26 protein-coding genes and 1 tRNA gene are annotated in these 26,175 nt (G+C 64.0%); 20 read left to right on the top strand and 7 right to left on the bottom strand.

Features of this window, described 5'->3' with window-relative positions; all coding sequences use genetic code 11:
• Window positions 1-48: 48 nt before the first annotated feature.
• The 17 genes from AB0Y14_RS02690 to AB0Y14_RS02610 all read left to right on the top strand — a co-directional run bounded on the left by AB0Y14_RS02690 (window position 49) and on the right by AB0Y14_RS02610 (window position 14,660).
• Window positions 49-1,149 carry a hypothetical protein gene (locus AB0Y14_RS02690; protein WP_436587721.1) on the top strand — a complete coding sequence of 367 codons (1,101 nt, stop codon included), beginning with the start codon at window positions 49-51 and terminating at the stop codon, window positions 1,147-1,149.
• A gap of 8 nt (window positions 1,150-1,157) precedes the next feature.
• On the top strand, window positions 1,158-2,594 hold the full coding sequence (locus tag AB0Y14_RS02685; RefSeq protein WP_436587720.1) for a sensor histidine kinase: 1,437 nt from the start codon (window positions 1,158-1,160) through the stop codon (window positions 2,592-2,594).
• Window positions 2,591-3,325, top strand: coding sequence for a response regulator (locus AB0Y14_RS02680; protein ID WP_436587719.1), 735 nt, complete (start codon window positions 2,591-2,593; stop codon window positions 3,323-3,325). The genes AB0Y14_RS02685 and AB0Y14_RS02680 overlap by 4 nt, the downstream gene beginning before the upstream one ends.
• Window positions 3,326-3,537: 212 nt before the next feature.
• Window positions 3,538-3,975, top strand: a complete 438-nt coding sequence (gene rpsP, locus AB0Y14_RS02675; RefSeq protein WP_129314238.1) for a 30S ribosomal protein S16 — start codon at window positions 3,538-3,540, stop codon at window positions 3,973-3,975.
• Between the two features lie 2 nt (window positions 3,976-3,977).
• Window positions 3,978-4,220 (top strand): RNA-binding protein, encoded by a 243-nt coding sequence (locus AB0Y14_RS02670; protein ID WP_178979738.1) that lies wholly within the window; start codon window positions 3,978-3,980, stop codon window positions 4,218-4,220.
• 122 nt (window positions 4,221-4,342) lie between these two features.
• The gene (rimM, locus tag AB0Y14_RS02665; protein WP_436587718.1) at window positions 4,343-4,933 is read left to right on the top strand and encodes a ribosome maturation factor RimM; all 591 of its coding nucleotides are present in this window, start codon (window positions 4,343-4,345) and stop codon (window positions 4,931-4,933) included.
• Window positions 4,930-5,757: a tRNA (guanosine(37)-N1)-methyltransferase TrmD gene (gene trmD, locus AB0Y14_RS02660; protein ID WP_436587717.1), complete on the top strand. Its 828-nt coding sequence runs from the start codon at window positions 4,930-4,932 to the stop codon at window positions 5,755-5,757. Before rimM ends, trmD begins: the two co-directional genes overlap by 4 nt.
• A 240-nt stretch (window positions 5,758-5,997) precedes the next feature.
• Window positions 5,998-6,348, top strand: coding sequence for a 50S ribosomal protein L19 (gene rplS, locus AB0Y14_RS02655; protein WP_436587716.1), 351 nt, complete (start codon window positions 5,998-6,000; stop codon window positions 6,346-6,348).
• 5 nt (window positions 6,349-6,353) lie between these two features.
• The gene (lepB, locus tag AB0Y14_RS02650; protein WP_436587715.1) at window positions 6,354-7,019 is read left to right on the top strand and encodes a signal peptidase I; all 666 of its coding nucleotides are present in this window, start codon (window positions 6,354-6,356) and stop codon (window positions 7,017-7,019) included.
• Window positions 7,020-7,076: 57 nt separating this feature from the next.
• Window positions 7,077-7,865, top strand: a complete 789-nt coding sequence (lepB, locus tag AB0Y14_RS02645; RefSeq protein WP_436587714.1) for a signal peptidase I — start codon at window positions 7,077-7,079, stop codon at window positions 7,863-7,865.
• Between the two features lie 11 nt (window positions 7,866-7,876).
• Entirely contained in the window at window positions 7,877-8,620 is a 744-nt protein-coding gene (locus AB0Y14_RS02640) for a ribonuclease HII (RefSeq protein WP_436587713.1), read from the top strand.
• Window positions 8,621-8,819: 199 nt separating this feature from the next.
• The gene (locus AB0Y14_RS02635; protein WP_436587712.1) at window positions 8,820-9,191 is read left to right on the top strand and encodes a YraN family protein; all 372 of its coding nucleotides are present in this window, start codon (window positions 8,820-8,822) and stop codon (window positions 9,189-9,191) included.
• Window positions 9,191-10,726 (top strand): YifB family Mg chelatase-like AAA ATPase, encoded by a 1,536-nt coding sequence (locus tag AB0Y14_RS02630; protein ID WP_436587711.1) that lies wholly within the window; start codon window positions 9,191-9,193, stop codon window positions 10,724-10,726. The genes AB0Y14_RS02635 and AB0Y14_RS02630 overlap by 1 nt, the downstream gene beginning before the upstream one ends.
• Window positions 10,727-10,769: 43 nt before the next feature.
• Window positions 10,770-12,074, top strand: coding sequence for a DNA-processing protein DprA (locus AB0Y14_RS02625; protein WP_436587710.1), 1,305 nt, complete (start codon window positions 10,770-10,772; stop codon window positions 12,072-12,074).
• Between the two features lie 103 nt (window positions 12,075-12,177).
• Complete coding sequence (locus tag AB0Y14_RS02620; RefSeq protein ID WP_436587709.1) at window positions 12,178-13,029, top strand: uroporphyrinogen-III synthase; 852 nt, start codon at window positions 12,178-12,180, stop codon at window positions 13,027-13,029.
• The gene (locus AB0Y14_RS02615; protein ID WP_436587708.1) at window positions 13,026-13,976 is read left to right on the top strand and encodes a tyrosine recombinase XerC; all 951 of its coding nucleotides are present in this window, start codon (window positions 13,026-13,028) and stop codon (window positions 13,974-13,976) included. Before AB0Y14_RS02620 ends, AB0Y14_RS02615 begins: the two co-directional genes overlap by 4 nt.
• A gap of 177 nt (window positions 13,977-14,153) precedes the next feature.
• Window positions 14,154-14,660, top strand: a complete 507-nt coding sequence (locus tag AB0Y14_RS02610) for a DUF3145 family protein (RefSeq protein WP_436587707.1) — start codon at window positions 14,154-14,156, stop codon at window positions 14,658-14,660.
• Window positions 14,661-14,821: 161 nt separating this feature from the next.
• On the opposite strand, the gene fabF is transcribed toward AB0Y14_RS02610, so the two are convergent.
• The 5 genes from fabF to aceE form a co-directional block, all read right to left on the bottom strand.
• Window positions 14,822-16,090 (bottom strand): beta-ketoacyl-ACP synthase II, encoded by a 1,269-nt coding sequence (gene fabF, locus AB0Y14_RS02605; protein WP_436587706.1) that lies wholly within the window; start codon window positions 16,088-16,090, stop codon window positions 14,822-14,824.
• A gap of 130 nt (window positions 16,091-16,220) precedes the next feature.
• Complete coding sequence (locus AB0Y14_RS02600) at window positions 16,221-16,466, bottom strand: acyl carrier protein (RefSeq protein WP_436587705.1); 246 nt, start codon at window positions 16,464-16,466, stop codon at window positions 16,221-16,223.
• 212 nt (window positions 16,467-16,678) lie between these two features.
• On the bottom strand, window positions 16,679-17,707 hold the full coding sequence (locus AB0Y14_RS02595; protein WP_436587704.1) for a beta-ketoacyl-ACP synthase III: 1,029 nt from the start codon (window positions 17,705-17,707) through the stop codon (window positions 16,679-16,681).
• 30 nt (window positions 17,708-17,737) lie between these two features.
• The gene (locus tag AB0Y14_RS02590) at window positions 17,738-18,640 is read right to left on the bottom strand and encodes an ACP S-malonyltransferase (RefSeq protein ID WP_436588804.1); all 903 of its coding nucleotides are present in this window, start codon (window positions 18,638-18,640) and stop codon (window positions 17,738-17,740) included.
• 103 nt (window positions 18,641-18,743) lie between these two features.
• The gene (gene aceE, locus AB0Y14_RS02585; protein WP_436587703.1) at window positions 18,744-21,485 is read right to left on the bottom strand and encodes a pyruvate dehydrogenase (acetyl-transferring), homodimeric type; all 2,742 of its coding nucleotides are present in this window, start codon (window positions 21,483-21,485) and stop codon (window positions 18,744-18,746) included.
• A 350-nt stretch (window positions 21,486-21,835) separates the two neighbouring features.
• Between aceE and AB0Y14_RS02580 the strand changes: the two genes are divergently transcribed.
• The 3 genes from AB0Y14_RS02580 to gndA all read left to right on the top strand — a co-directional run bounded on the left by AB0Y14_RS02580 (window position 21,836) and on the right by gndA (window position 24,183).
• Complete coding sequence (locus AB0Y14_RS02580; RefSeq protein ID WP_436587702.1) at window positions 21,836-22,249, top strand: DUF3052 domain-containing protein; 414 nt, start codon at window positions 21,836-21,838, stop codon at window positions 22,247-22,249.
• Window positions 22,250-22,379: 130 nt separating this feature from the next.
• Window positions 22,380-22,455: transfer RNA gene (locus tag AB0Y14_RS02575), tRNA-Val, on the top strand.
• Between the two features lie 198 nt (window positions 22,456-22,653).
• Complete coding sequence (gndA, locus tag AB0Y14_RS02570) at window positions 22,654-24,183, top strand: NADP-dependent phosphogluconate dehydrogenase (RefSeq protein ID WP_436587701.1); 1,530 nt, start codon at window positions 22,654-22,656, stop codon at window positions 24,181-24,183.
• 204 nt (window positions 24,184-24,387) lie between these two features.
• Here gndA and epsC read toward each other — a convergent pair whose 3' ends face one another.
• Both epsC and cysK read right to left on the bottom strand, forming a co-directional pair.
• Complete coding sequence (epsC, locus tag AB0Y14_RS02565; protein WP_436587700.1) at window positions 24,388-24,972, bottom strand: serine O-acetyltransferase EpsC; 585 nt, start codon at window positions 24,970-24,972, stop codon at window positions 24,388-24,390.
• A gap of 212 nt (window positions 24,973-25,184) precedes the next feature.
• Complete coding sequence (gene cysK / locus AB0Y14_RS02560) at window positions 25,185-26,120, bottom strand: cysteine synthase A (protein WP_436587699.1); 936 nt, start codon at window positions 26,118-26,120, stop codon at window positions 25,185-25,187.
• Between the last annotated feature and the right edge of the window lie 55 nt (window positions 26,121-26,175).

Raw genomic sequence — 26,175 nt, 5'->3', positions numbered from 1 at the left:
CTGACGAGTACCGTGAAAGGAACCGACGCACGAAAGGACAGACGAAAAGTGACCGACGACCATCGCACCCCCAGGACACCCGACCAGGGCGGTATCACCTGGCAGTGGGTCCCCGTGCGTTTGGACCTCCACCGACGGCTCACCGAGACCCCGGAGGGCGGAGTCGTGGTCACGAGCGCTGGAGCCGAAGCCGAACGGGAACGGATCCTCAAGCTCATCAGGGAGCAGTCGGTCCCGGCCCTGTACACGACGGGTGACCACAACCTGCGTCTGATGGTTCCCGTGCACATTCGTGGAGATGTCACTCACGTGGCCCGCGCGGACGCCTCGGGCGAACTCAGCCTGGGTGGCGAGCTGGGCGAGTTCATGGAGACCATCCTGGCTTTCCCCGGTCTCGAATATGCCTCGTGGCAGACGGGCGACGGACTGAGCAACGCACCCAGCGCGGTCGCGATGTTCGAAGGTTCGGCGCGCTCGGTACGCCACGCCCTCGATTCCGTGCGGCCGCAGGGCTGGTTCGAGATGGCACCTTCGGGCGACCGGTGGATCGTGGTGACCTGCGAGTTCTATGAAGACCTGCTGGCCTTGGTGGACGAGTTGCCCCGACGCGCCGTCGTGCTGGACACGGACGGCGAACATCGGGCCGCGACCTTCTGTCCTTCGGTGGGTGAGCCGGTGTCCCTGGCGTGGGGCCCGGTGCGTGGTGCCGTGTCGACTTATCCCTCGGACTCTCCCGCGGGCGCGCTCCAGTCCGAAATCGCGGGTCAGGAAGAGGCCGCAGTGCGCGAGGCGGCGAGAACGAGGGCGGTCGAGAACCTGACGGAAGCCTTCGGACTCGACGACGTGGGTGCCCGACGTCTCGAAAAGTATGCGGCCGACGACAACGGCCGGTACGCACCCGAATCCGTGTTGCAACTGCTCGGTCTTTCGGACTTGCCCGCGAAGGTCATCGACGGCCGCAAGTCCCTGTCCGATCAGCCCGGTTACGAGAAGTTCGATCCCTCGGCCGAATCCGAGGATGCACCGGATCCGGTGTCCGACCTCCACGCCTCCATTCGTCTCTCGGAGACGGCTCGGCGCGGGGGATGGGCCCTGGCCACCGCGGCGGGCGTCGGGCTCGGCGCGTGGATCCTGCGCAGAAAGAGATAGGGGGCTCTGTGGCCGCTTCAGCATCGGGGGCCTCGCGCCTCCGTCGATGGCTGGACGACGACGAGCACCCGAACTGGAAGCGTCCTGGTCCGAGCCGGCGCCAGATGCGCAACGACGTCGTGCTGGCCTTTGTGCTCGCGATCGCGGGAATCGCGAGTCTCGTGCTCATGTCGAGTTATGGTCTGGTCGCCGGCGGCGGCCCCCTGGGCCTTCCGGAATACCTGGCCGCGGGAGGCGCACCGCTAACGCTGATGCTTCGGCGTCGGTTTCCGCTGAGTACCCTGATCGCCTCCAGTGCGGTCTTCGTTCCGCTGTTCTACACCTCGTTCTCGGTCTCATTGTCCGTGGTGTTCCAGGCCAGCTACTTCGCGGCCATTTACACCGCGGTGGCCTGGGCGGTCCGCCGGCGCGCCACCTGGATCACCCTCCTGGTCATTACGATCATCTACACGTCGTGGCTGGTGCTCACGTGGGCCGCTTCCCCAGAAATCCTGGAAGAGCTCCAAGGCAACCTCGGGGAGTCCGCCGGTCCCATCAACCCCGTGGTCGCGTACACGATCTATTCGACGTTGCTCAACCTCGCGTACTTGTGTGGCGCGGCGGCTTTCGGACGCGGAGCCTGGCGCGCGGCCCTGCGGCGGAACCGACTCGAGCACCAGGCCCGGACCATCCGCGATCAAGCTCAACGCCTCGCGCAGAATGCCGTGGTGGAGGAAAGAGTGCGTCTGGCCCGGGATCTGCACGACTCGATCGGTCACCACTTCACCGGGGTCGGGCTCCAAGCGGGCGGCGCCCGCCGGATTCTGGCGGCGTGCGACGAGGGGACGGAGGTCCGGCTCGGCCCCGCGCAGGCGGGTCTGGTCCGTGAGGCCATGACGGCCATCGAAACCAGCACCCGAGAAGGGATCGGTGAACTCCAAACGGTCCTCAGACTGTTGCGAGACCCGGATGAGGCCGAGTCCGTGACCGGGGGACCGAGCGGGAGGACGAAGACCATCCAGGATCTTCCCGAGCTCGTGGCCGGCTACGAGCGCATGGGACTCAGCGCACGGTTGTCGGTTTCGGCCCAGGACCGTGCCCACCTCGACCATCTCGGCGAATCCCTCCCCACGGTCTACCATCATGGCGTCTACCGGATGGTCGAAGAATCACTGACGAACGTCCTGAAGCATTCGGACGCCAGCGAAGCCCAGGTGCATCTGACCGTGAACGAAGAGACCGAGGAACTCCTGATCGATGTCGTCGAGCACGGCAACCCGGTGTCGCACGCGGACGAGGACGTGGTCCCGAGCACCGGATCGGGACTTCGCGGGATGCAGGAACGCGCGTCGGTGCTCGGAGGGCGCGTCGAGAGCTCATCGCTGTTCCCCTGGCCGGGATGGAGAACCAAACTGGCGCTTCCCCTGCCCACCGACCAGCTTTCCCCGCGGAAGGACACCGTATGACTTCGCCGCTACGTGTATTCCTCGTCGACGACCAACACATGGTTCGCTCGGGGTTCTCCATGGTCCTCTCCGTGGAACCCGGAATCGACGTCGTCGGGGAAGCCCCGAACGCCGCGGATGCGCTGGAAAATCTGCGGCGCGAACCGGCCGACGTCGTGCTCATGGACATCCAGATGCCCGGCATGAGTGGTCTCACCGCGACACGCCACGTCGTGGACGAAGGGCTCGGGAAGGTCATCATGCTCACGACCTTTGACCGGTCGGATTACCTCTTCGGGGCCCTCGAGGCGGGTGCGAGCGGGTTCCTGCTCAAGACCGCCAGTGCGGAGGACCTCGTGACCGCGATCGAAGCGGTCGCCGACGGGCAGGCGCTGCTGAGTCCGGAAGTCACGTTGCCGCTGATCCGGCGCATCGTGGATCAGAACATGACACACGCCGACGGCCACGGGGAAGGTCTCGCGGCCGCCGAGGACAGCACCAACGCCAGGTCTTCCCCCGCACCGCTGTCGAACGACGACCTCGCCGTGCTCGAGACTCTCTCGGAGCGCGAGAAGGAAGTCCTGGCCCTGATGGCCGAAGGAAAGACGAACGGTGAGATCGCGGACCAGCTGTTCCTGGGGCTGGCGACGATCAAGACCCATGTCTCCCGCATTTTCGCGAAGACCTCCAGCCGCGACCGGGTGCAGGCCGTGATCTTCGCCTACCGGACGGGTATCGCCCGACCGGTCTGATCCCGCTCTCGCGGCGTGACGCACACGACGCGCGAACCGGGGAGCGGTGCTGGTCATCGTTGCACGGCTCTGGCATACTTGGTGGGTACTCGATGTGCGTGGCCCCTCTCACCGCGCAGCATTTGGTCCGCAGGTTCCTCACCGACAACCCCGCCCCACGGGTGTATCCGAGTGGGAACCGACCTTGTATAGATACAGGAGAGTCCACACAAGTGGCTGTAAAGATTCGTCTGAAGCGTCTGGGCAAGATTCGCGATCCCCGTTACCGCATCGTCGTCGCCGATTCCCGCACCAAGCGGGATGGCCGTGCGATCGAGGAGATCGGCATCTACCAGCCGACCGAGAACCCTTCGCTGGTCGAGCTCAATTCCGAGCGCGCCCAGTACTGGCTGTCCGTCGGCGCCCAGCCGACCGAACAGGTTCTGGCACTGCTCAAGCTGACCGGTGACTGGGCCAAGTTCAAGGGCGAGGGCTCGACCGAATCGACCGTTAAGCCGGTCGAGGGCAAGCCCGAGTTCCAGGTCCCGGAGAAGGATTCCGTGGTCATCCCCGAGGCCATCACTCCCAAGAGCGAGGAGAAGGCCCCGGCCGCCGAATCTTCCGAGGAGAAGGCCGAAGAGGCCGAGACCTCCGAAGAGTCTGCCGAGTAATTATGCTTTCCGAAGCTGTGGAGCACCTCGTCCGTGGAATCGTCGATCATCCCGACGACGTCCAGGTTCGTTCGCGGTCCGGCCGTCGTGGCCAGACCCTCGAGGTCCGGGTCAACCCGGAAGATCTCGGTCGCGTCATCGGACGTGGCGGTCGGACCGCGAAATCGGTACGGACCGTTATCGGTGCCCTGGCTGACGGCGAACAGGTGAGGGTCGATGTGATCGACACCGATCGTCGTCGATAGCAGGCGCGGCGGTATGATGCCGTGACAACAGGCCCGTTCCCACCCCGTGGTGGGAGCGGGCCTGTTATATTTCCGGTGTACGGTACGGGTCCTTTCGGCCCGTCAGAAAGGAGTCGAACCCGGTGCAGGTCCAGGTCGCAAGAATCGGCAAACCCCATGGGATCAAAGGGGAAGTCACGGTCCAGCTCTATACGGACGATCCCTCGACTCGGTTGGTGAGCGGAGCCACCCTGCGGATCGAACCTTCCACGCCACTGGCACCCTCGGGGCAGGTGCGCATCAGGTCGGCCCGGTGGAACAAGAACATCCTGGTCCTGGCGCTGGATGAAGTGACCACTCGCAACGATGCCGAAGCACTGCGGAACCACACGCTCGTAACGGACACCGAAGAGGTGGAGGACACCGAAGGCTACTACGAGCACGAGCTCATAGGCCTCGACGTCTACTCCGTACCGAGCCCGGATGTCACCGAACTGACGCATCGCATCGGCCGCGTCACCGGACTGACCACCGGCTCCACGCAGGATCTCCTGGCGGTGGAACTCGACAACGGTACCGAATCCCTGATTCCTTTCGTCGAGGAACTCGTTCCGGATGTGGACCAGGACCAGGGATTCGTGGTGGTCTGTCCGCCTCCCGGCCTCCTCGAACTGAACGCCGAGGCCGACGTCGAGACCGACACCGATGCCTCAGGCCGAGGGAACACCGAATGAGACCGCGTTACGACGTCCTGTCGATCTTTCCCGAGTACTTGCAGCCCCTGGAACTCTCGCTCATCGGCAAGGCCAGAAAATCTGGTCTCCTCCGCCTTTCCGTGACCGATCTTCGCGACTTCACGACGGATCGGCACCGGACCGTGGACGATACCCCGTACGGCGGCGGTGCGGGCATGGTCATGAAAGCCGAACCGTGGGCGCAGGCCCTCGAATCCGTTCTTGAGGCTCGTGGGGACGCGGACGTCCCGGACGAGTCCTCTTCCGAAGAGGACGGGGCGCACGACCCGCGTCCGCTGCTCGTGGTTCCGTCTCCCGCGGGCAACGTTTTCACCCAGCGCACCGCCGAGGCTTTCGCGCAGGAACGGCACATCGTTTTCGCCTGCGGTCGTTACGAGGGCATCGACGAGAGAGTTCTGGACTGGGCCGGGGAGAGGTTCCGCGTCCTGCCCGTGAGCCTGGGAGATTATGTGCTCAACGGCGGGGAAGTGGCCGTCATGGCCATGATCGAAGCCACCGCGCGGCTGCTACCCGGCGTCATCGGCAACCCCGAATCGTTGGTCGAAGAGTCGCATTCCGACGGTCTGCTCGAGTACCCGGTCTACACCAAGCCGGCGGTGTGGCGTGACCGGGCGGTCCCGGACGTTCTCCTGTCCGGAAACCACGCGGTCATTGCGCGCGCCAGGAGGGACTGGCAGGTCGAGCGGACCGCCCGGCGTCGTCCCGACCTGATCGAGGCCCTGGACGAGTCTGCCCTGAACGCGCGAGACCGTTGCGTCCTCGACGCCGCATGGTCCGAAGGTGACCAGGACAATATCGAATAGTTCGCGACGCCGCCCGATTCTGTGGAAGTTGCACCCGCGGTGTGGCAAAATAAGAAATCGCGCCGTGTTCGGGCACGCCCCTGCCGCAGGGGGAAGAGCGACCAAACGGACACAGGCACCGGGACACCAATCCTGTCCCGGCTGAAACACCACTTCGGAAGCATTCTCGGCACACGTCGGGAGCCTCCGTCGCAGCAATCGGCCAGTGGCCTGCGGCATTGACCGAGGAGAAAAATCGTCATGCAGACTCTGGATTTCATCGACCAGAAGAACCTCCGCACGGACATCCCTGACTTCGGCCCGGGTGACACGCTGGACGTTCACGTCAACATCACCGAGGGCAACCGCTCCCGTGTTCAGGTCTTCCGCGGCTTCGTGGTTGGCCGACAGGGGGCGGGCGTCCGCGAGACCTTCACGGTGCGCAAGATTTCCTTCGGTGTCGGCGTCGAGCGTACGTTCCCGTTGCATTCCCCGATCTTCGACAAGATCGAGGTTCGTGCTCGCGGTGACGTTCGTCGCGCCAAGCTGTACTACATGCGCGATCGCCACGGCAAGGCCGCTCGCATCCGCGAGAAGCGCGAATCCGCATAAGGTTCTTGACGAACTCGTCGCAGGCCGCCCCGGCGGCCTCGGACACCAAGCGCCGGCTCCCTCCGAGGAGCCGGCGCTTGGTCGTGGTGGCCCTTGCCATCGCGGTGCTGATCGTGATTCTGGTGCGCAGCCTCGTGCTGGAAATCTTCTACATACCTTCGGGCTCCATGGATCCGACCCTGCGCAACCACGACCGGGTCGCCGTCTGGCGACCGGGAGCCGATGACCCTCGGCGAGGCGACGTCGTCGTCTTCGACGGGAAAGGGTCGCTTGCCCCATATGATTCCGGCGCCAACTGGCTGACCGAAACCGTGTCCGACCTCGGTTCGTGGCTCGGTCTGGGAACCCGGCAAGGTGTGTACGTCAAAAGGGTGATCGGGGTTGCTGGGGACCACGTCACGTGTTGCAGTGCTGACGGTCGGATCACCGTCAACGGAGAGCCGTTGAATGAGCCCTACATTGCGCCGGGCGACAAGCCCTCCGAAACCCCGTTCGACGTCGTCGTCCCGGACGGCCGCATGTGGGTCATGGGTGACCATCGGTCGGATTCGGTGGACTCGAGGTCCTTGATCGGGTCGCCTGGCGGCGGGCTCATCAGGACGAACAAAATTATCGGCAGGCCGGTGGCCGTGCTGTGGCCTCTGGACCGGATGACCAGAATTGACCGCTGAGGCGCTGATCGTCAGTAGACTGTTTCAGACCGAAGCACGTGAGAGAAGGACACTTCCATGACACCAGGCCAGCATTCGGCATCGGGCGACTCAGCGGACGGCACCGTGGATCCGGCGTCGTCGTCCTCGCGTGCCTCGCGGCGCAAAAAACCCCACGAAGAACCTCAGGGTCTGTGGCCCAAGGTCAAGGAAGTTCTTCTGGTCATCGTTTACGCACTGATCATCGCGTTCCTGGTCAAAACATTTCTGGTCAGAGGGTTCTATATTCCCTCGGGCTCGATGGAGAACACCCTGCAGCTCAATGACAGGATCTTCGTCAACGTCGCGGGCAACTATTTCAAGGACCCGGATCGCGGCGACATCGTGGTCTTCAAGGACTCCCAGCACTGGATCCCAGAGAACCAAAATCCTGCGAGCACCAATCCCGTGCGCGAAGCGCTGTCCTTCGTGGGCGTGCTTCCGGACTCCTCCCAGAATTACCTCATTAAACGCGTGATCGGTAAGGGCGGCGACCACGTGAGCTGCTGCTCGTCCGACGGCAAGGTTCAGGTCAACGGCAAGTCCATCGACGAGTCTTCGTATCTGTATCCCGACGCGAAGCCTTCGGATTTCCCCTTCGACGTGACGGTCCCGGACAACCAGTACTTCGTCATGGGCGACCACCGCAATGCCTCGGCCGACTCCCGGTACCACATTGCCGAGGGCAATGAATTCGTGAAGAACAAGGACATCGAGGGCAGGGCATTCACGATCGCCTGGCCCATCAGCCGGTGGACGTGGCTCAGTTCGCCGGAGGACGTCTTCGGCGACATCCCCAGCCCCGAGGCCAGCCACAGCGGTCAGTGATGCCTGACGACGTGACACGCACGACGAGCGACCTGACCGTCGAGCAAGGGCTTTTTGAACGCGGATTCGCGGGCGTCGTCGGTATGGACGAAGTCGGACGCGGGGCGTTGGCCGGTCCCGTGACCGTCGGGGCCAGCTGGGTTCCCGCATCCGCCACTCTCGAGGTCCCAGGGCTGACCGATAGCAAAGCCCTGACGCCTTCGCGGCGCGAGGCCATGGTTCCGGAGATCCTCGAGTGGGTCCAGGTCGCCACCGGGTCGGCCTCACCGTCGGAAATCGATGCCCTCGGGATGACCCAAGCCCTGCGGCTTGCAGGCTTACGAGCCATCCAGGCGTTGGCATCGAGGGTCGGAGAACCCCTCGTCGAATCCTCGGCCGTCCTCCTGGACGGCAAGCACGATTGGCTGACCCGTGTACCGGACCTGTTGTCCCTGGCCGACCCCGACCCGGTGGACCGGCTCCTGAACGGATCGGGCCGGTCCTGGGATCTGCCGGTGACGATGCAGATCAAGGGCGATGATCGGTGCGCGAGTATCGCCGCGGCCAGTGTGGTTGCCAAGGTCGAACGTGACGCCGAAATGATCGAATTGGCGTCGGACCATCCTGCGTACGGTTGGACCGGCAACAAGGGATACGGATCCGAGCCGCACCGGAAGGCTTTGTCGGCTCAGGGGCCGTGCCCCCTTCACCGTCTCTCCTGGTCCCTGGGCGCTTCTCCTGACATGGTCGCCCGCGCTTGGGCATTGCGGGGCTGATCTCCCCGATTCGGTGATTCTCGAGTGGAGCAGACGCCCTGGTGAGGCGCTCCGGGTCCGCGCACTCTCCGAACGGTTGGTCCACTGCGCGTCACGTTGTGGCCGTTTACCGGCCCCTGTCCACACCTGTGCGGCGTACCGGGCATCGGGCTCTGGCCCATGCCGACTCCAGATGCACTCTTGCATCAGGAGGTACACCATGAATTCACGAGCAGCGACCGGCAGGTGGGGAGAAGACCTGGCCGCCGTGGTCATGCAAGTCCGTGGGTGGAGCATTCTGCACCGGAATTGGCGCCCGAATTCGGCCGCCCATGGGCTGCGTGGAGAGCTGGACATCATTGCGCGGGAGAACAACTTCTATGTGGCCTGCGAGGTCAAGACTCGGTCCACCTTGGCCTTCGGGCATCCGTTGGAGTCCATCGATGAGAGCAAGGCTCGTCGCCTGTGCCTCTTGGCCAATGCATGGGCCGTGGAGGAAGGGATTCCGCCCTCGACGATGAGGATCGATGCCATCGCGGTGATCGGCGAGCCGAACACGTTTTCCTTCGAACACCGCCGCGGTGTCCTCTGATGGGATTCGCACGTACGTATTCCGTCGCTCTGCTGGGCCTGAACGGACACCTGATCGAGGTCGAGGCGGACGTCGGAGGGACACTACCGGCGTTTGTGCTACTGGGACTCCCGGATGCCACGCTCAAGGAGTCAAGGGAGAGGATCCGTTCCGCCGCGAAGAACTCGGGGGCGCCGTTGACTCCCCGCAAGGTAACGGTCAGCCTGACGCCGGCAACGTTGCCGAAGACGGGTTCGGGATTCGACCTGGCCATTCTCATCGCGGCCCTTCAGGCCTCGGGGCGGTGCGGTGCATCCGGGGACTGCGTCTTCCTGGGCGAATTGGGCCTGGACGGTTCGCTGCGGCCGGTGTCCGGTGTCTTCCCTGCGGTGAGCTCTGTCGTTCGAGCAGGTCACCGGAGGGTTGTTCTGGCATCTGAGAACCTGCCAGAGGCCGAATTGGTCCCGGGGGCAGAAGCACACGGGTTCGAGGCACTGTCCGAGGTTCTCGAGTGGTTGGGGGCAGACCCGACAGATTTGGTGAAACCTCCCATACGGCGCGAGGTCCAGAAAGCCGAACCCGTCGTGCGCCCGAAGTCCGATCTGGCCGACGTCGTCGGACAGGCCGAGGGTCGGTGGGCCCTGGAGATCGCCGCGGCCGGCGGGCACCACCTGGCCATGATCGGACCGCCGGGAGCCGGGAAGACCATGCTCGCCGAGCGATTGCCGGGGATTCTTCCGCGGCTGGACGCGCAGGCGACCCACGAGGTCACGGCCGTCCACTCGGTCGGAAACCAGAATTCACGGGTCCGCAGGTTGATCACCGACCCACCGTGGGAGGCGCCCCACCATACGGCCTCGGCGGCAGCGATCGTCGGCGGTGGCAACGGAATTCCCCAGCCGGGGGCGGCTTCCCGCGCCCACCATGGCGTCCTGTTCCTCGACGAGGCCCCGGAATTCAGGCGCGGCGTGCTCGATGCCCTGCGTCAGCCTTTGGAATCCGGGTGGGTCGTGATTGATCGTGCCCGGGCCTCCGCGCGTTACCCCGCGAAGTTCCAGCTGGTTCTGGCCGCTAATCCGTGCCCGTGTGGTCGGTCAGGCGGCATGGGGGACCGGTGCACCTGTTCTTCTCGATCACGAAGGGCGTACTTGGCCAAATTGTCCGGCCCTTTGTTGGATCGAGTCGATCTCAGGATCGCCGTCCCCAAATTGTCCGCTGCGGATCTCGCGAGTCGCCAGGGTGCGGAGACCTCCGCGAAGGTCCTGTCTCGCGTGACCGAGGCACGTCGAACGGCCGGTGAACGTCTGGCTCCGTGGGGAATCTCCACGAATGCGCAGCTGCGCGGCACACATTTGAGGAATGAGCTCAGACTCCCGGCTCCCGCGCTGACGTCGCTCACCCGGCTGCTCGATCGCGGTGAGACGACTCTCAGAGGCTGCGACAGGATTCAACGGGTCGCATGGACCCTCACCGATCTGGAGGGCTGCGGAACCCCTCGAGCGGAGCACGTCGATGCCGCGATCGGTCTTCGCATGAACGCGGGAGCGTTGTCTTGACGCCGTTAGCACCAGTACATACGTCACTGATCGAGGAGAATCCATGGAGCACCGACCCGAATCAGCAGCTCATGACGCCGCGGAGACCCATCCGGGCACGGAGGTATCCCAGGACCGAGAGGCCAGGAACGCCAGGATGCAACTGATGCACCTCCTCGAACCCCAGGACTGCGTCGGAATGGCCCTGGTCGAGGCCTTCGGCCCGATTCATACGCTTCGTATCGTTCTGGAGCACCGGGACCTGGAGCCTGAGGAGTACGCGGCCATCAGCGAGATGGGCAGCGACGCCATGTCGACATTGACAGGACGAGGGTGGGAGCGAGCCAAGGCCAGGTGGGCTGCACGCACTCCACTTGATGATCCCGAGCGCATCGAGGGTCTCATGGCCGCCCGCGGCGCGTGGCTCGTGACCCCTGAGGACCCGGACTGGCCCGTAGCGTTCGGGGACCTCGGCGCCCAGCAACCGCTGGCGCTCTGGGGTCGTGGCGACAGGAACGGACTGCTGAGGCCTGCCGAGGAGAACGTCGCAATCGTCGGGTGTCGGGACTCGACGCCCTACGGAAAGTCTGTGGCCACTCGCTTGGCGGGGGACCTCGCCGCGTTGGGATACGGGGTTCTTTCGGGAGCGGCCTTCGGGATAGATGCGGCGGCGCACCGTGCCGCACTGGAAGCCTCAGTGCATGAGCCTTCTACCGTGGCCTTTCTGGCCTGCGGCATTGATCGGTCCTATCCGAGAGCTCACGCGGACCTTCTCAGCGAGATCTCGGAATCGGGCCTGGTCCTGACCGAAGTCGGTCCCGGATGCAGCCCCATGAGGCACCGGTTTCTGCAACGCAACCGGCTCATTGCTGCCTTGTCCTGTCTCGTGGTCGTTGTGGAGGCGGGCTGGCGATCCGGGGCGCTGAACACCGCTCACCACGCCCTGGACATGGGGCATGAAGTGGCCGCGGTCCCGGGCTCCGTGTTCAGCCCCCAATCGGCAGGATGCCACCGGCTGATCGCCGAGACCCCCTCCCGAATCGTGACCTCCACGAGGGACGTCACCGGCTTGGTGCAAGCGCCCGTCCTGCCAGGGGCTCCGGCCGGAACCGGGCGGCCCGATCAGGGGCAAGGAGCACCGAGCGAAGTCCGTAGACCGCAGGATGCCGGGGACCGCTCGATGATGGGCCTGACCCAGATCCAACAACTCGTGCTCGATGCGCTCCCGGTGGGGAAACACGTGCCGGCGGAGAAGCTCTGCGCGGTCGCGGGTCTCGGGATCCGCGAAGTGATCCCGGCCCTGGCCCAGCTGGAAGCCTACGGACTCGCAGAAATGCGTGAGAACCGGTGGAGGATGAGCCGACCGTGACGCCTCGTGAACAATGCCAGCAAGCGGACGGCGGGGCGCGAGCAGATCGGTACAGTAGAGCAAGTCCCCTGGACACTGACGAAGGATCACGGAGGCAGAGATCATGACGTCCGCAACGGTGGAGGACCAATCGGTCTGCATTCACGTCACGGCGCAACGCAAGGCGGACGAGATCGAAACCGTTCTTGTCCGCAACGGTCTGGATGTTCGTCATTGCCCCACGATCACGACCACTCCCGTGCTCGAGGACCAGGACCTCCTCGAGGTGACCAGAGACATCATCCGGGCGAATCCGGATCTGGTGGTGGTGACCACCGGCATAGGGTTCCGCGGTTGGATGGCGGCCGCCGAGTCGGCGGGGCTCAAAGAGGAACTGACCAAGAGTCTGGGCGGCGCCATGATTCTTGCCAGGGGAGCCAAGGCCCGCGGTGCCGTGGTCGGCGAGGGTCTGGAAGCAGCGTGGGTTTCATCGGAAGAGACGGCCGCCGACGTCGCCGACCATCTCCGGGGACTGGATGTGGCCGGTCGGTCCGTCGTCGTTCAGCATCATGGAATGGGCGCGGACGGCCTCGACGACGTCGCACGATCGCTAGGCGCGTCCGTGACCCCCGTGGTCACCTACAGGTACGCACCAGCGACAAACACCACCGACATCGACCGAAGCATCAGTGAGTCCGTGACCGGCCGACCCGTGGGAGTGCTCTTCACCTCGGCCGGGGGAGCCGAAGCATGGTTGGATCGAGTTTCGACGACGGAGATCGATGCTCTGGCGAGGCTGTCCGCGGCAGGAACCACCGGTCTTTTCGCGGTCGGCTCGGTCACAGCACAACCGCTCGTCGACGCCGGACTGACCCCCATCATTCCTCACCGGTTCCGGCTCGGAACGCTCCTGAAGAAGGTCATCGAATGGTCCGAAAGGATTCAGGAGGAACACGTTCAAGGGGAAGAGCCGTGAGTACACGCGAGAACCGGACGGATCAGACAGAGCTGAATGAGGATTTTGCCGAAGCGCTCGGCGCATTCGAGAACTATCTGCTGTACGAAAAAGCGCGCAGCCGAGAAACCGTGAGAGCCTACACCTCCGACCTGCACAGTCTCTTCGTCTCCGCCCAGGCTCGCGGAACGACAAGCGTCCGGGAGATTGACCTTGACCTGCTCCGCACCTGGCTGGCCGAAGGCTACGACCGTGAGGAATCCAGGGGAACCATGGCGCGCAAAGCGTCGAGTATTCGGTCCTTCTTCTCCTGGGCGGAAGGTCGGGGACTCGTGGCGTCCAGCCCGGCCGCCCGGCTCAAATCGCCACAAGGTCGAAGGAGTCTCCCGAAAGTCCTCTCGTCCCAGGACATTCGGGAGATCCTTGGCATTCTTTCTGCCGATCTTTCGGAAAGCCCAGGCGACCCTCAGGTGCTCCGAACCATCGCCGTGATCGAGCTGCTCTACAGCGCTGGATTGAGAATTTCTGAGCTGTGTTCGGCGGACCTCAACAGCATTGACCAAGAACGACGAACCGTCAGCGTGGTGGGCAAAGGGAACAAACAACGCACCGTGCCTCTGGGGATCCCGGCCATGCAAGCCGTTCAGGCCTGGATCACCCAGGGAAGGACCCACTGGGTTCGGGGAAACCAGACCGCGCTGTTCCTGGGCCCCAGGGGCCAGAGGGCAGGGCAGAGGCAGATCCGGGAGGACCTCAACGCGATTCTGGCACGAGCGACGAGCACGGGTGCATCCGGGGCACACGTATTTCGGCATACTGCAGCAACACATATGGTGGACGGCGGCGCGGACATCCGAGCGGTCCAGGAAATGCTGGGGCACTCGACGTTGGCGACCACGCAAATCTACACGCACGTCTCAGTCGACCGGCTGGCCCAGTCCTACCGTCGCGCGCACCCTCGGGCATAGGCCGGCTCGGACGGACGACCCATGGAATGAACTGAGAATTCGCCGGGTATCGGGCCCTTCCTCTTTGTGCGGAGAGGCAACATCAGGCACAATGGTGAGCGTTGAGAATCTCCTCACACGTGGAATCTCTGGACAGATCGTAGGGGAAGACGCATCTGTCGATTGCAGGGAGCTACCGTGAGCAAGATATTGACGCAGGGGGTTTTGCACGTTCACGCGGCCCCACAAGCTTTGTGCCCTCACATCCGGTGGGCACTCGAATCCGTGGCTGGACAGTCAACGGATCTCCAATGGTGCGCTCAGACCGCTACCGTCGATGAAGTGCGCACAACTCTGGAATGGGAAGGCCCGCAGGGGACTGGCGCCCTGATCGCCTCCGCGCTCGGTCGCTTGAAGAATATCCGGTTCGAGGTCTTTGAAGAAGCCAGTCCTGGCGCTGACGCCGGCCGGTGGGCGTACACCCCCGAATTGGGCATCTTCTACTCCATGATCGACGCCTCCGGAAACACCGTCATCACCGAGGACCGAGTCCGGTACGCCTACGAGGCCGCACGAGGAGACCCGAACGCACTGTTGCGGCAGTTCTCCCTGGCCTTGGGGGAAGCCTGGGACACCGAGCTCGAGCCTCTTCGGGCCTGCGCCACGGAACCCTCGAACATTCGTTACCTGCACCGGGTAGGTTGAGCCCGAACGGCCCCTCCGACGTCTTCCGGAGAGGGCCCTGACAAAGACTTCCCGCGCCGCAACGCTCAAGGGACGACAACACCCGGACAGGAAACCCTGTCCGGGCGTTGTCGTCAGTGGGCGGGACACCGGTCGTCGAGGACCGGTCGCCACGGGAGTTATCAGCCGACGGACCGGAAGGCCGCGACCGAGTTGTGACCACCGAATCCGAACGACGTCGAGAGTGCAACGATTTCGCCCGAGGGCAGATCACGGGCCTCCGTAACGACGTCGAGGTCGATCTCCGGGTCCTTGTTCTCCAGGTTGATGGTGGCAGGAGCCTTGCGGTCCTTGAGGGCCATGACGGTCATGACGGCTTCCAAGGCTCCGGCGGCCCCCAGTAGGTGTCCTGTCATGGACTTGGTCGCCGAGACCGCGACCTGGTCCGTATGGGACCCGAGAGCGACCTTCAAAGCCGTCGCCTCCGCGGGGTCACCCACGGGGGTCGACGTCGCGTGGGCATTGACGTGAACCACGGAGCTCGGGTCGATCTCACCGGCTCTCAATGCCTCATTGATGCTTCTGGCCGCGCCGGAACCCTCCGGATCGTTGGCCGTGATGTGGTAGGCATCCGAGGACACCCCCGTCCCGGCCAATTCGGCGTAAACGCGGGCACCGCGCGCCTTGGCGTGTTCCTCGGACTCGAGCACCAAAGCTGCCGCGCCCTCACCCATCACGAAGCCGTCGCGATCGACGTCGTAGGGCCTCGACGCGCGCTCGGGATCGTTGTTGCGCTTGGAGAGTGCTTGCATCTTGGCGAAGGAGGCCATGGTCATCGGGTGGATTGCGGATTCCGTGCCGCCGGTGATCACGACGTCGGCCTTCCCGCTGCGAATGAGGTCGAGCGCCACGTGCAAGGACTCGGTGCTGGAGGCGCACGCCGAAACCACGGTCTGGGCTGCCGCCCGGGCCTTGTGGTTGAGGGCAATGGCCGCCGTCGAACCGTTGGGCATGAGCATGGGGACGGTCATGGGCAGGATGCGACGAGGCCCGCGGTCGCGCAACGTGTCCCAGCTGTCGAGGAGCGTCCACACGCCCCCGATGCCGGTTCCGAAGGAAACCGCCAGACGTTCGGGATCGAGCTCGTCGGCTGCTTCGGCGTCTCCCGCGCTGAAGCCCGCGTCCTGCCACGCCTGGCGCGCGGAAATGACGGCGAACTGCCCGGAGGGGTCCAGACGCTTGGTCTCGACCTTGGAAATGAACTCGGAATCCTCGACCGATTGGGCAACCCTGCCGGCGATGTACACGGGCAGATCGTACTGGGAGACCCAGTCGTCGGTGATCGCCTTGATACCGGAGACACCCTGGACAGCGTTCTCCCACGTCTCGGTCGCGGTCCCGCCGATCGGGCTGAACGCCCCGAGGCCGGTGACTACTACTTTCTGACTCATCTCACGTCTTTCTCGTGTCCGCCCGAGTGTACAGGCCGTGGTCCGCACCGGACGGCCTCTCCTCGGGCGGGTAAATACTTGGGGAGAAGCCAGGGCGCGGTGCCACGGAGCACCGCGCCCGAATCAGCATCTATGAGGAGGCGTTCGCGATGAAGTCGACGGCCTCGCCCACGGTGGTCAGGTTCTTGACCTCTTCGTCCGGAATGGTCACACCGAACTTTTCCTCGGCGTTGACCACGATGGTCATCATCGAGATCGAATCGATGTCGAGGTCCTCGGTGAAGGACTTCTCGAGCTGAACGTCCGAGGTCTCGACGCCGGTCTCCTCGTTGACGATCTCGGCCAGTCCGGCGAGAATCTCGTTCTTGTCAGCCATGATGTGTACTCCTTTGATTCATGATCACGCGAGCTTTCCTGCCGCGTGGGATTCTGGCGGCTCCTGGGGGAGCCGGGGTGTTCCCGCGTTCGCGGGCTTGATCCGGTATTCACTGTATCGTTTCGAGACCTGACGCGCGGTAGATCTCCGCGCCCGACGTGCAGGGATTTGCGTCTCATCGCCGCGCGTCGCGGCGGATCCCGGTGATGAGCTCAGGGAAGGACCACAACCTGAGCGGCGTAGACCAGTCCTGCACCGAACCCGATCTGAAGCGCGAGCCGTCCGGAGAGCTCGGGATGCTCGTCGAGAAGTCGCCGTGCGGCCAGGGGAATGGACGCCGCCGAGGTATTGCCCGCGTCGGCGATGTCCCGACCGACCACCACATGGTCAGGCAGTTTGAGCGTTTTGACGAGTTGGTCGATGATGCGCATGTTCGCCTGGTGGGGTACGAACACGCTCAAGTCCTCCGGAGAGACACCGGCCTCATCGAGTGCTTGTCGAGCGACCTTCGCCATTTCCCAAGCGGCCCAGCGAAATACCGTGGGGCCATCCTGGTACAGGGTCGGCCACACCTTCTCGTCCTCTTGGACGGGATCGTTGATCCAGTCGCGGTTCCTCAATTCGAGCAACGAATGAGTCATGCTGATGGTTTCCCACTTGGACCCGTCCGATCCCCAGACCGTGGGCCCGATACCGGCTTCCTCCGAGGGGCCGACGACGACTGCACCGGCCCCGTCGCCGAGCAGGAAGGAGATGGAGCGCTCGGAATTGTCGATGAAGTCGGAGAGTTTCTCGACCCCCACGACGAGCACGTTCCTTGCCGCCCCAGCCCGGACGAGGGCGTCGGCCTGTCCGACCCCGTAGCAGTACCCGGCGCAGGCCGCCGAGATATCGTAGGCCGCCGCGGGGGAGACGCCGATCTCGTAGGCCAATTTGGCGGCCAGCGAAGGAGTTGCATACGGATGCGAGACCGTAGAAACGATCACTCCGTCGATCTCCTCGGGAGGTACGGCCGATCGCTGGAGCGCGTCCCGCGCCGCCGTAACGGCCAAATCCATGACAGAGGTTTCGGCGTCGGCACGGTGGCGGGTGCTGATGCCGGTCCTGGTGCGGATCCACTCATCGGACGAGTCGATCCACTCGCAGACGTCGTCATTGGTCACGACCACGTCGGGTCGCGCCGTGCCGAGGCCCAGGATCTTCGAGAACTTCTGTACGGGTCTGGTATTGAGAGTCACCACGATGGTCTCTTTTCCTCGTTGGCCTGGACCTTATTCGGGGACGACGTCGTCCAGTTCGTCGGGTGAATTCAGCGCGGTCGCGGGCACGCCCTTCATTCCGCGCTTGGCCAGCCCGACCAGAGTACCTGCCGGCGCGAGTTCCACCATGTTGCTCACGCCCTCGTCGACCATGGTCTGCATGCAGAGGTCCCATCGCACCGGACGCGTGACCTGGTCGACCAGCGACTGCATCGCCGCGGCGCCCGAGGTCACCGGCTTGCCGTCCCTATTGGACAACAGCGTGGTCACCGGTTCGTGTGCATGGATTTCGCGGGCGACCTCCTGCAGAGGACCGACAGCAGGGCGCATGTGGGAGGTGTGGAAGGCACCTGCGACCTTCAGGGGGACCACGCGCGTCTTGGCCGGAGGGTTGTCCACGAGGGACTGGATCTTCTCCGCGGAGCCCGCGGCCACGATCTGACTGGGACCATTGGAATTGGCGGCCGTGAGGCCCGCATCTTCGATCGCGGAACGAACTTCTTCTTCCTTGCCGCCGAGGACAGCGGCCATACCGGAAGGCTCGGCTGCCGATGCCTCGGCCATGCCGTTCCCGCGGACCTTGATGAAACGCATCGCGTCCTCAGGCGAGATGACGCCGGACAGCGCGGCGGCGGTCACTTCTCCGACCGAATGCCCGGCCCAGAGCACTGGGCGTTCCCCGATGCGCTCGACGAGCAACTCGCCGACCACGATTCCAGCGGCCACGATCAACGGCTGCGCGATCGCGGTGTCCTTGATGGTTTCCTCATCGGCTTCCGTGCCGTAATGAATCAGATCGAGCCCCGCCGCGTGGCCCAGAGTCGAGAGCCTTTCGGATACGCCGTCCAATTCCAGCCACGGGGTCAGGAACCCGGGTTTTTGTGAGCCCTGTCCGGGGCAAAGTATCGCTAACACGCTGTCCAGCATTCCAGAATCCTTCTTGTCAGTCACGTCACGTCAAAAAAGCGCTGCGGTCGGACTCTGCGAGAGAGACCGACCGCAGCGCAGTCGTCGTTGATCAGGCGTCGCCGCCGGCGGTACCGCTGGTCCCGGCGTTCACGTCGAACAGATCGTACTTGTCGATGGCCTTGGCGGGGATGTCGGCGTCGATTTCCCCGCGTTCCGCCAGCATCTCGAGGGCCCGAACGACCATGGAGTGGGCGTCGATGTGGAAGAACCGGCGTGCACCCGCACGCGTGTCGGAGAATCCGAACCCGTCGGCACCGAGCGTCGCGAACTCGTTCGGGAGGAACTGCCGGATCTGGTCGGGAACCTCCGAGACGAAGTCCGAGGAAGCCACGATCGGCCCGACCGCCCCTTCAAGCTGCTGGGACACGAAGGGAACGCGCGCGTCGTCCTTCGGTTTCAGCATGGATGCGCGTTCGGCTTCGAGGCCGTCCCGGCGCAACTCGTTCCAGGAGGTCACCGACCACACATCGGCGGAAACCTTCCAATCCTTGGCGAGAAGTTCCTGGGCTTCAAGTGCCCAGGGAACGGCCACGCCGGAGGCGAGCAACTGGGTCCGCGGCCCGTCGACATCGGCGGGCTTGAGCAGGTAGATGCCTCGGATGATGCCCTCGACGTCGACGTCGGCCGGCTCGGCAGGCTGTACGACCGGCTCGTTGTACACCGTCATGTAGTACATGACGTTGTGGTCCTCGTCGCCCGTGCCGTACATGTGTTCCAGGCCGCGCTTGACGATGTGTGCGATCTCATAGCCGTAGGCGGGATCGTAGTGACGCACAGCCGGGTTGGTCGCAGCAATAACGGGCGAGTGCCCGTCCATGTGCTGCAGGCCTTCGCCGGTCAGGGTCGTCCGCCCCGCCGTGGCGCCAATGATGAATCCGCGGGAGAGCTGATCGGCCGCGGCCCAGAAGGCGTCGCCCGTGCGTTGGAAGCCGAACATCGAGTAGAAGATGTACACGGGCACCATCGGAATACCGTGTGTCGAGTAGGAAGAACCCGCGGCGGTGAACGCCGCGGTCGCCCCGGACTCGTTGATGCCGACGTGAAGCAGCTGTCCCTGAGCGGATTCCTTGTACGCGAGCATGAGCTCGCGGTCCACCGACAGGTAATTCTGGCCATTCGGGTTGTAGATCTTCGACGTCGGGAAGAACGAGTCCATGCCGAAGGTGCGTGCCTCGTCGGGAATGATCGGCACCACGTGCTTGCCGAATTCCTTCTCCCGCATCAGGTCCTTGAGCAGGCGGACGAACGCCATCGTGGTCGCGGCCATCTGCTTGCCGGAACCCTTCTTGGCGACCGAGTAGGCCTTGTCGGAGGGGAGTACGAGTTCGCGCTGGGAACCATCACGGTGGGGCACGAAGCCGCCGAGTTCCTTGCGGCGCTCGAGCATGTACTTGATCTCGGGGGAGTCCTTGCCGGGGTGGTAGTAGGGAGCCCCGTAAAGATCCTTCTCGAGCTCTTCGTCGCTGATCGGGATGCGCAAACGGTCGCGGAAGACCTTCAGGTCATCGAGGGTTAGCTTCTTCATCTGGTGGGTCGCGTTGCGCCCCTCGAAGTGGCTGCCGAGGCCATAGCCCTTGACGCCCTGGGCCAGGATGACCGTGGGGCGGCCCTTGGTCTCCATGGCCTGCTTGTAGGCGGCGTAGACCTTGCGGTAGTCGTGGGCTCCGCGCTTGAGCGCCCAAATGTCCTCGTCGGACATGTCGGAGACCATTTCCTTGGTCTCGGGGGAGCGACCGAAGAAGTGCTCGCGGATGAACCCGCCCGACTCGGCCTTGTAGGTCTGGTAATCGCCATCGAGCGTCTCGTTCATGATGCGAACCAGCTCGCCGTTCTCGTCCTTCTCGAGGAGCTCGTCCCACTCGCGGCCCCACAGGACCTTGATGACGTGCCAGCCGGCACCGCGGAAGAACGCCTCGAGTTCCTGAACGATCTTTCCGTTGCCTCGGACGGGTCCGTCCAGGCGCTGGAGGTTGCAGTTGACCACAAAGGTCAAGTTGTCGAGCTTGTCGTTCGCCGCCAACTGGAGCGCGCCGCGCGATTCGGGCTCGTCCATCTCACCGTCGCCGAGGAACGCCCAGACGTGCTGCTGGCTCGTGTCCTTGATCCCGCGGTTGTGCAGATATTTGTTGAACTGTGCCTGGTGGATCGCGTTCAGAGGGCCGAGGCCCATCGACACGGTCGGGAACTGCCAGAAGTCTTCCTTCGACCGGGGGTGAGGATAGGAGGGAAGCCCGTTCTCACCCTTGGTCTTCTCCTGCCGGAAGCCGTCCAGTTGCTCTTCGGTCAGACGACCCTCGAGGTAGGCGCGGGCGTAATTGCCCGGGGAGGAATGGCCCTGGAAATAGACCTGGTCGCCACCGCCCGGGTGATCCTGGCCGCGGAAGAAGTGGTTCAGGCCGACCTCGTACAGCGTGGCCACACCGGCGTAACTGGAGATGTGACCGCCGACGCCGATTTCCGGGCGCTGGGCGCGATGCACCATCACGGCGGCATTCCAGCGGAGCAGCGCACGGTAGCGACGCTCGATTTCTTCATCGCCCGGGAACTCCGGTTCCTGGTCCACGGGGATGGTGTTGACGTAATCCGTGGTGGTGACGGTCGGGACCTGGATGCTCTTGGCACCTGCTCGCTGGAGGAGGCGTCGAATGATGAATTGTGCACGTTCTGTGCCCTGGGACTCGACCAAGGCATCGAAGGCCTCGATCCATTCCGACGTCTCTTCGTGGTCCTGATCCGACAGGCCCAGGGTGAGGGCGCTGAGGATGTGGTCATTCGTCTCTGAGGGAGCCACGTTGAACCTCTCTTTGTCGATGTGAGGAGAAAGCTCACATCCCGGAAGGGATGATAACGGCAGGCACAACTCGACCCACCTGGGCTTTGCCCCTATGGTGTCACACCTCGACGAATCACAATGACTCCTGACCCGATTCGAGCCAGCTCTCCCGGTGTCATGGCGGCGTCGATCCGCATGGAATGAGGGTTTTTCGCGATGGACAGTGTTCGGGATCACGCGCCGGTCCCGAGTACTTGATAGTGTGGGCAATCCAGTGTTGGCTTGGTGTCAACACCATTGCGGTGTACCCATCGCAATGCTCGGTCCGGAGGATGTCCGGACCGATCCGATAATCAGGAGGAAAATACGTGAGCGAGACCAAGACCGCCGGCGATCGTCCGGCTGTCCTGCTTGGTTTCAAGGATGGGGATCTCATCCAAGAGTTCGGCTATGACGACGACGTCGACTTCGCCCTGAGGGACGATCTCGAAGACGTCACTGGTTCCGAACTCCTCGACGAAGAAGACCAGGAAGTCGTGGACGCCGTTCTCTTCTGGTGGAGGGAAGGCGAAGGTGATCTCGTGGACGCCCTCGTCGACTCACTGACCACCCTGGACGAGGGTGGCGTGGTCTGGGTGATGACACCCAAAGCGGGTCGTGACGGACACGTGGCGCCAGCCGACATCCAGGAAGCCGCGCCGACCGCTGGCCTCAAGCTCACGACGAGTGCGCAGGTCAGCGATGAATGGTCGGCCACGCGTCTGGTAACAACTCGTTTCTGACGCCGAAGAGGTGTGTCGAAAGACACTGTCTGGACGGGGCCTCTCAAGTTTGGGCCTCTGTTCAGCTCATGTACTGTAATCAATCAGATCGGGTGCTGGCCGCTGGGCAAGTGGCCCACTCGGTTGTCAAGGGTCTTTAGCTCAGCTGGTAGAGCGCCACGTTTACACCGTGGATGTCATCGGTTCGATCCCGGTAGGACCCACCAAGGAATCGGTCGGACACCGCCTCAGGGGTTCGGCCGTTTCGCATTTAACGCGCGGGTCGCCTCGCATCCGGTTGGGCCCGCGAACGGGTCCGTCGCGCCGTCGTCATCTTGGGTCGATCTGTCCGCCAGAGGCGATACCCTCCAGATTTTTGGGAGTGCCCCTGCTCGTCGGACCGCGATTGCGCGTAATCTGGGCTCATGGCAGTTGATAGCACTTCTCCCCAAAATTCCGAGGCACAATCAGGCAAGGCACAGATCGGCGTCACCGGCCTGGCGGTCATGGGCGCGAATCTGGCGCGCAATCTGGCGCGGAACGGGTACACGGTCGCATTGCACAATCGCACCATTGCGAAGACCGACGAACTGTTGGACAAGCATGGCGATGACGGAGACTTCATCCGTACCGAGACCCTCCAGGACCTGGTCGATTCCCTGGAGCGCCCGCGGCGCATCCTGGTCATGGTCAAGGCCGGAGCCCCCGTGGATGCCGTGATCGAGAACCTGATCCCGTTGCTGGACACCGACGACATCATCATCGACGGCGGCAACTCCTACTTCAAGGACACGATCCGCCGCGAGAAGGAGTGCGCCGAGCACGGGCTCCACTTCGTCGGCGTCGGCGTCTCCGGTGGTGAGGAAGGCGCGCTCAACGGCCCCTCGATCATGCCGGGTGGATCCAAGCAGTCCTACAAGTCTCTCGGTCCGATGCTCGAAAAAATTTCGGCGAAAGCCGACGACGGCGCCCCGTGCTGCGCCTGGATCGATACCGATGGCGCCGGTCACTTCGTCAAGATGGTCCACAACGGCATCGAATACGCGGACATGCAGGTGATCGGTGAAGCCTTCGATCTGCTTCGTTCCGTGGCCGGGATCGAGCCACAGGACCAGGCCGAAGTGTTTCGGACGTGGAATACCACTGACCTGAACTCCTACCTGATCGAGATCACCAGCGAAGTTCTTTCGCAGACGGACGGCAGGACCGGAAAACCCCTGGTCGACGTGATCGTGGACCAAGCCGGCCAGAAGGGAACGGGTCGCTGGACGGTCCAGTCCGCGTTGGATCTCGGTTCCCCTGTGTCCGCAATCGCGGAGTCGGTCTTTGCTCGCGCCTTGTCCTCGTCGAATCCCGAAGCCCGCGAGGAGGCCCAGCAGAATCTTCCCGCGGGGCTGATCTCGACGACCGGGGTCGCCCAGGGAGATCCCGAGTTCATTGAGGACGTGCGCAGGGCTTTGTACGCGTCCAAGCTGGTCTCCTACGCCCAGGGCCTGGACATGCTCTCCGCCGCGGGCGAGGAGTTCGGATGGAACCTCGACCTGGACGTCATCGCGTCGCTGTGGCGCAATGGTTGCATCATCCGGGCGGAGCTGCTCGGCGAAATCATGGCGGCCTACAAGGGCGACAACGCGCCGGTCAACATGCTTCTCGCACCGGGGTTCCAGAGCATCCTCGAAGACCTGGTGCCGTCCTGGCGCCGCGTGGTCAGCAAGGCGACCGCCTTGGGTGTTCCGGTACCGGTCTTCTCATCGGCACTGTCCTACTACGACGGACTGCGCCGTGATCGTCTGCCGGCCGCACTGATCCAGGGGCAACGCGACTTCTTCGGCGCCCACACGTACCAGCGCGTGGACGAGGAGGGCACGTTCCACACCCTGTGGTCCGAGGACCGCTCCGAGGTCAACAGTGCCGGGGAAAAGGCCCCGGCACCGGTGGACCGGCAAACCAAGTAGTCCTATCAGCAAACGACGTCGCCCGCTCGCCTTCTTCACGGCGAGCGGGCGACGTCGTTGTGTCAGAGATGCGCACCCGCTGGGTGACACTCCAGGCCAGATCCATCGGACCAGACGGTTCCCCCTGCCCCTGTGACGCATTGATCCCGGCTGCGGGCCGACGGCTCACTTCGAGACATGAGTCGGAATCACGATCCGGTCCTCTCAGATCCACATGGCCGGGTCGATGTACGTCACGGGATCAACCAGGGGTTTCTTCTTCTCCGGGGTTCGCGGACGAGCCTCCGCGGGGATGCCCGTGACGATGGAGGATGCGGGGGCATCGTGCACCACGACGGCGTTGGCCCCGACGGCTGAATCCTCACCGATCGTAATGGGGCCAAGAATCTTGGCTCCCGCGCCGACCGTCACTCGGTGGCCCAGCGTGGGATGCCTCTTGACTTTCTCAAGGGAACGCCCCCCGAGGGTCACACCGTGGTAGAGCATGACGTCGTCGCCGATTTCCGTGGTCTCTCCGATCACGATCCCCATACCGTGGTCGATGAAGAAGCGACGCCCGATGCTCGCACCCGGGTGAATCTCTATGCCAGTCAGCCAGCGCGTCAGCTGGGACAGCGACCTGGCCACGGTGCGCAATTCGTCCTTCTGCCACAAGCGGTGGGTGAGCCTGTGGACCCAAATGGCATGCAACCCGGAATAATTGAGGATGATCTCGAGGTCGCCACGGGCGGCCGGGTCGTGGGTACGGGCTGTGGTCAGGTCTTCCCTGAGACGGCTGAGAAAACTCACGGTGTCGCTTTCATCGTGCGTGGGTGAAGTCGGGCAGGGTGCGGGCTTCCCGGTCGCCGGAGGGGACATCCGGCGAGGGGGCTGTTCACTGTTGGTGCAACCTCGGAACGGTGGGCGCTATTCCCGGATGCACGGGCGGTGGGTCCCACGCACGTGTGCCCACACGATTTCTCGTGCGGGCACAAGCAGCGTTTCCGGGAGCCGGTGTGGCGTCAGCCGCGGATGTCCTCGTAGAGAACGGTCGAGATGTACCGTTCGGCGAAGTCGCAAACAACCGTCACGATCAGCTTGCCCTCGTTCTCGGACTTCTTCGCCTCTTCGAGAGCGGCCCACACGTTGGCACCGGATGAGATGCCGCCGAGGATTCCTTCTTTGGCGCCCAGCTCACGGGCCACCCTCACGGCGTCATCCAGGTTGACGTCGGTTACGGAGTCGTAGACCTCCTGATCCAGCGTTTCGGGAAGGAAATTCGCCCCGAGGCCCTGGATCTTGTGCGGCCCCGCCTTGCCTTCGGTCAGCAATGGCGAGTCGGAGGGTTCCACGGCGACGATCCTGACGCCAGGCTTCTGCTCCTTGAGGTACTTGCCGGCTCCGGAGATGGTTCCGCCGGTTCCGATGCCGGCCACGAAGAGGTCGACGTCGCCGTCGGTGGCGTCCCAGATCTCGGGTCCGGTGGTGTCGTAGTGAACCTGGGGGTTCGCCTCGTTCTCGAACTGGCGGGCAAGAACGGCATTCTCGGAGTTCTCGACAATCTCGGCCGCCTTGTCGACGGCGCCACGCATTCCTTCGGCGCCCGGGGTCAGCACGATCTCCGCACCGTAGGCACGCAGCATCACGCGGCGTTCGGTCGACATGGTCTCCGGCATGGTCAGCACGACCTTGTAACCGCGTGCGGCGCCGACCATGGCCAGGGCGATACCGGTGTTGCCCGAGGTCCCCTCGACGATGGTCCCACCCGGACGAAGCTGCCCGGACTTCTCGGCCGCGTCGACAATCGCCTTGCCGATACGGTCCTTGACGGAATTGGCGGGATTGTAGAACTCGAGCTTGACGGCCACGTTGCCCGGAAGGTCCTTGTCCAGTTGGTTGAGCCTGACCAGAGGGGTCGCCCCAATGGCCTCGGTGACGTTGTCGAGGATTTTAGCCATGGTTGTCGCCTTTCTAGAGCTGAGGAAACGGCGGAATCGGGCGTTCCACCCGTTC

Origin of the sequence: Rothia sp. HC945 (assembly GCF_051370785.1) — a bacterium.
Taxonomy (GTDB): Bacteria; Actinomycetota; Actinomycetes; order Actinomycetales; family Micrococcaceae; genus Rothia.
The sequence above is the reverse complement of the archived record's forward strand: the minus strand, read 5'-3'. Positions and strand labels throughout refer to the sequence as shown.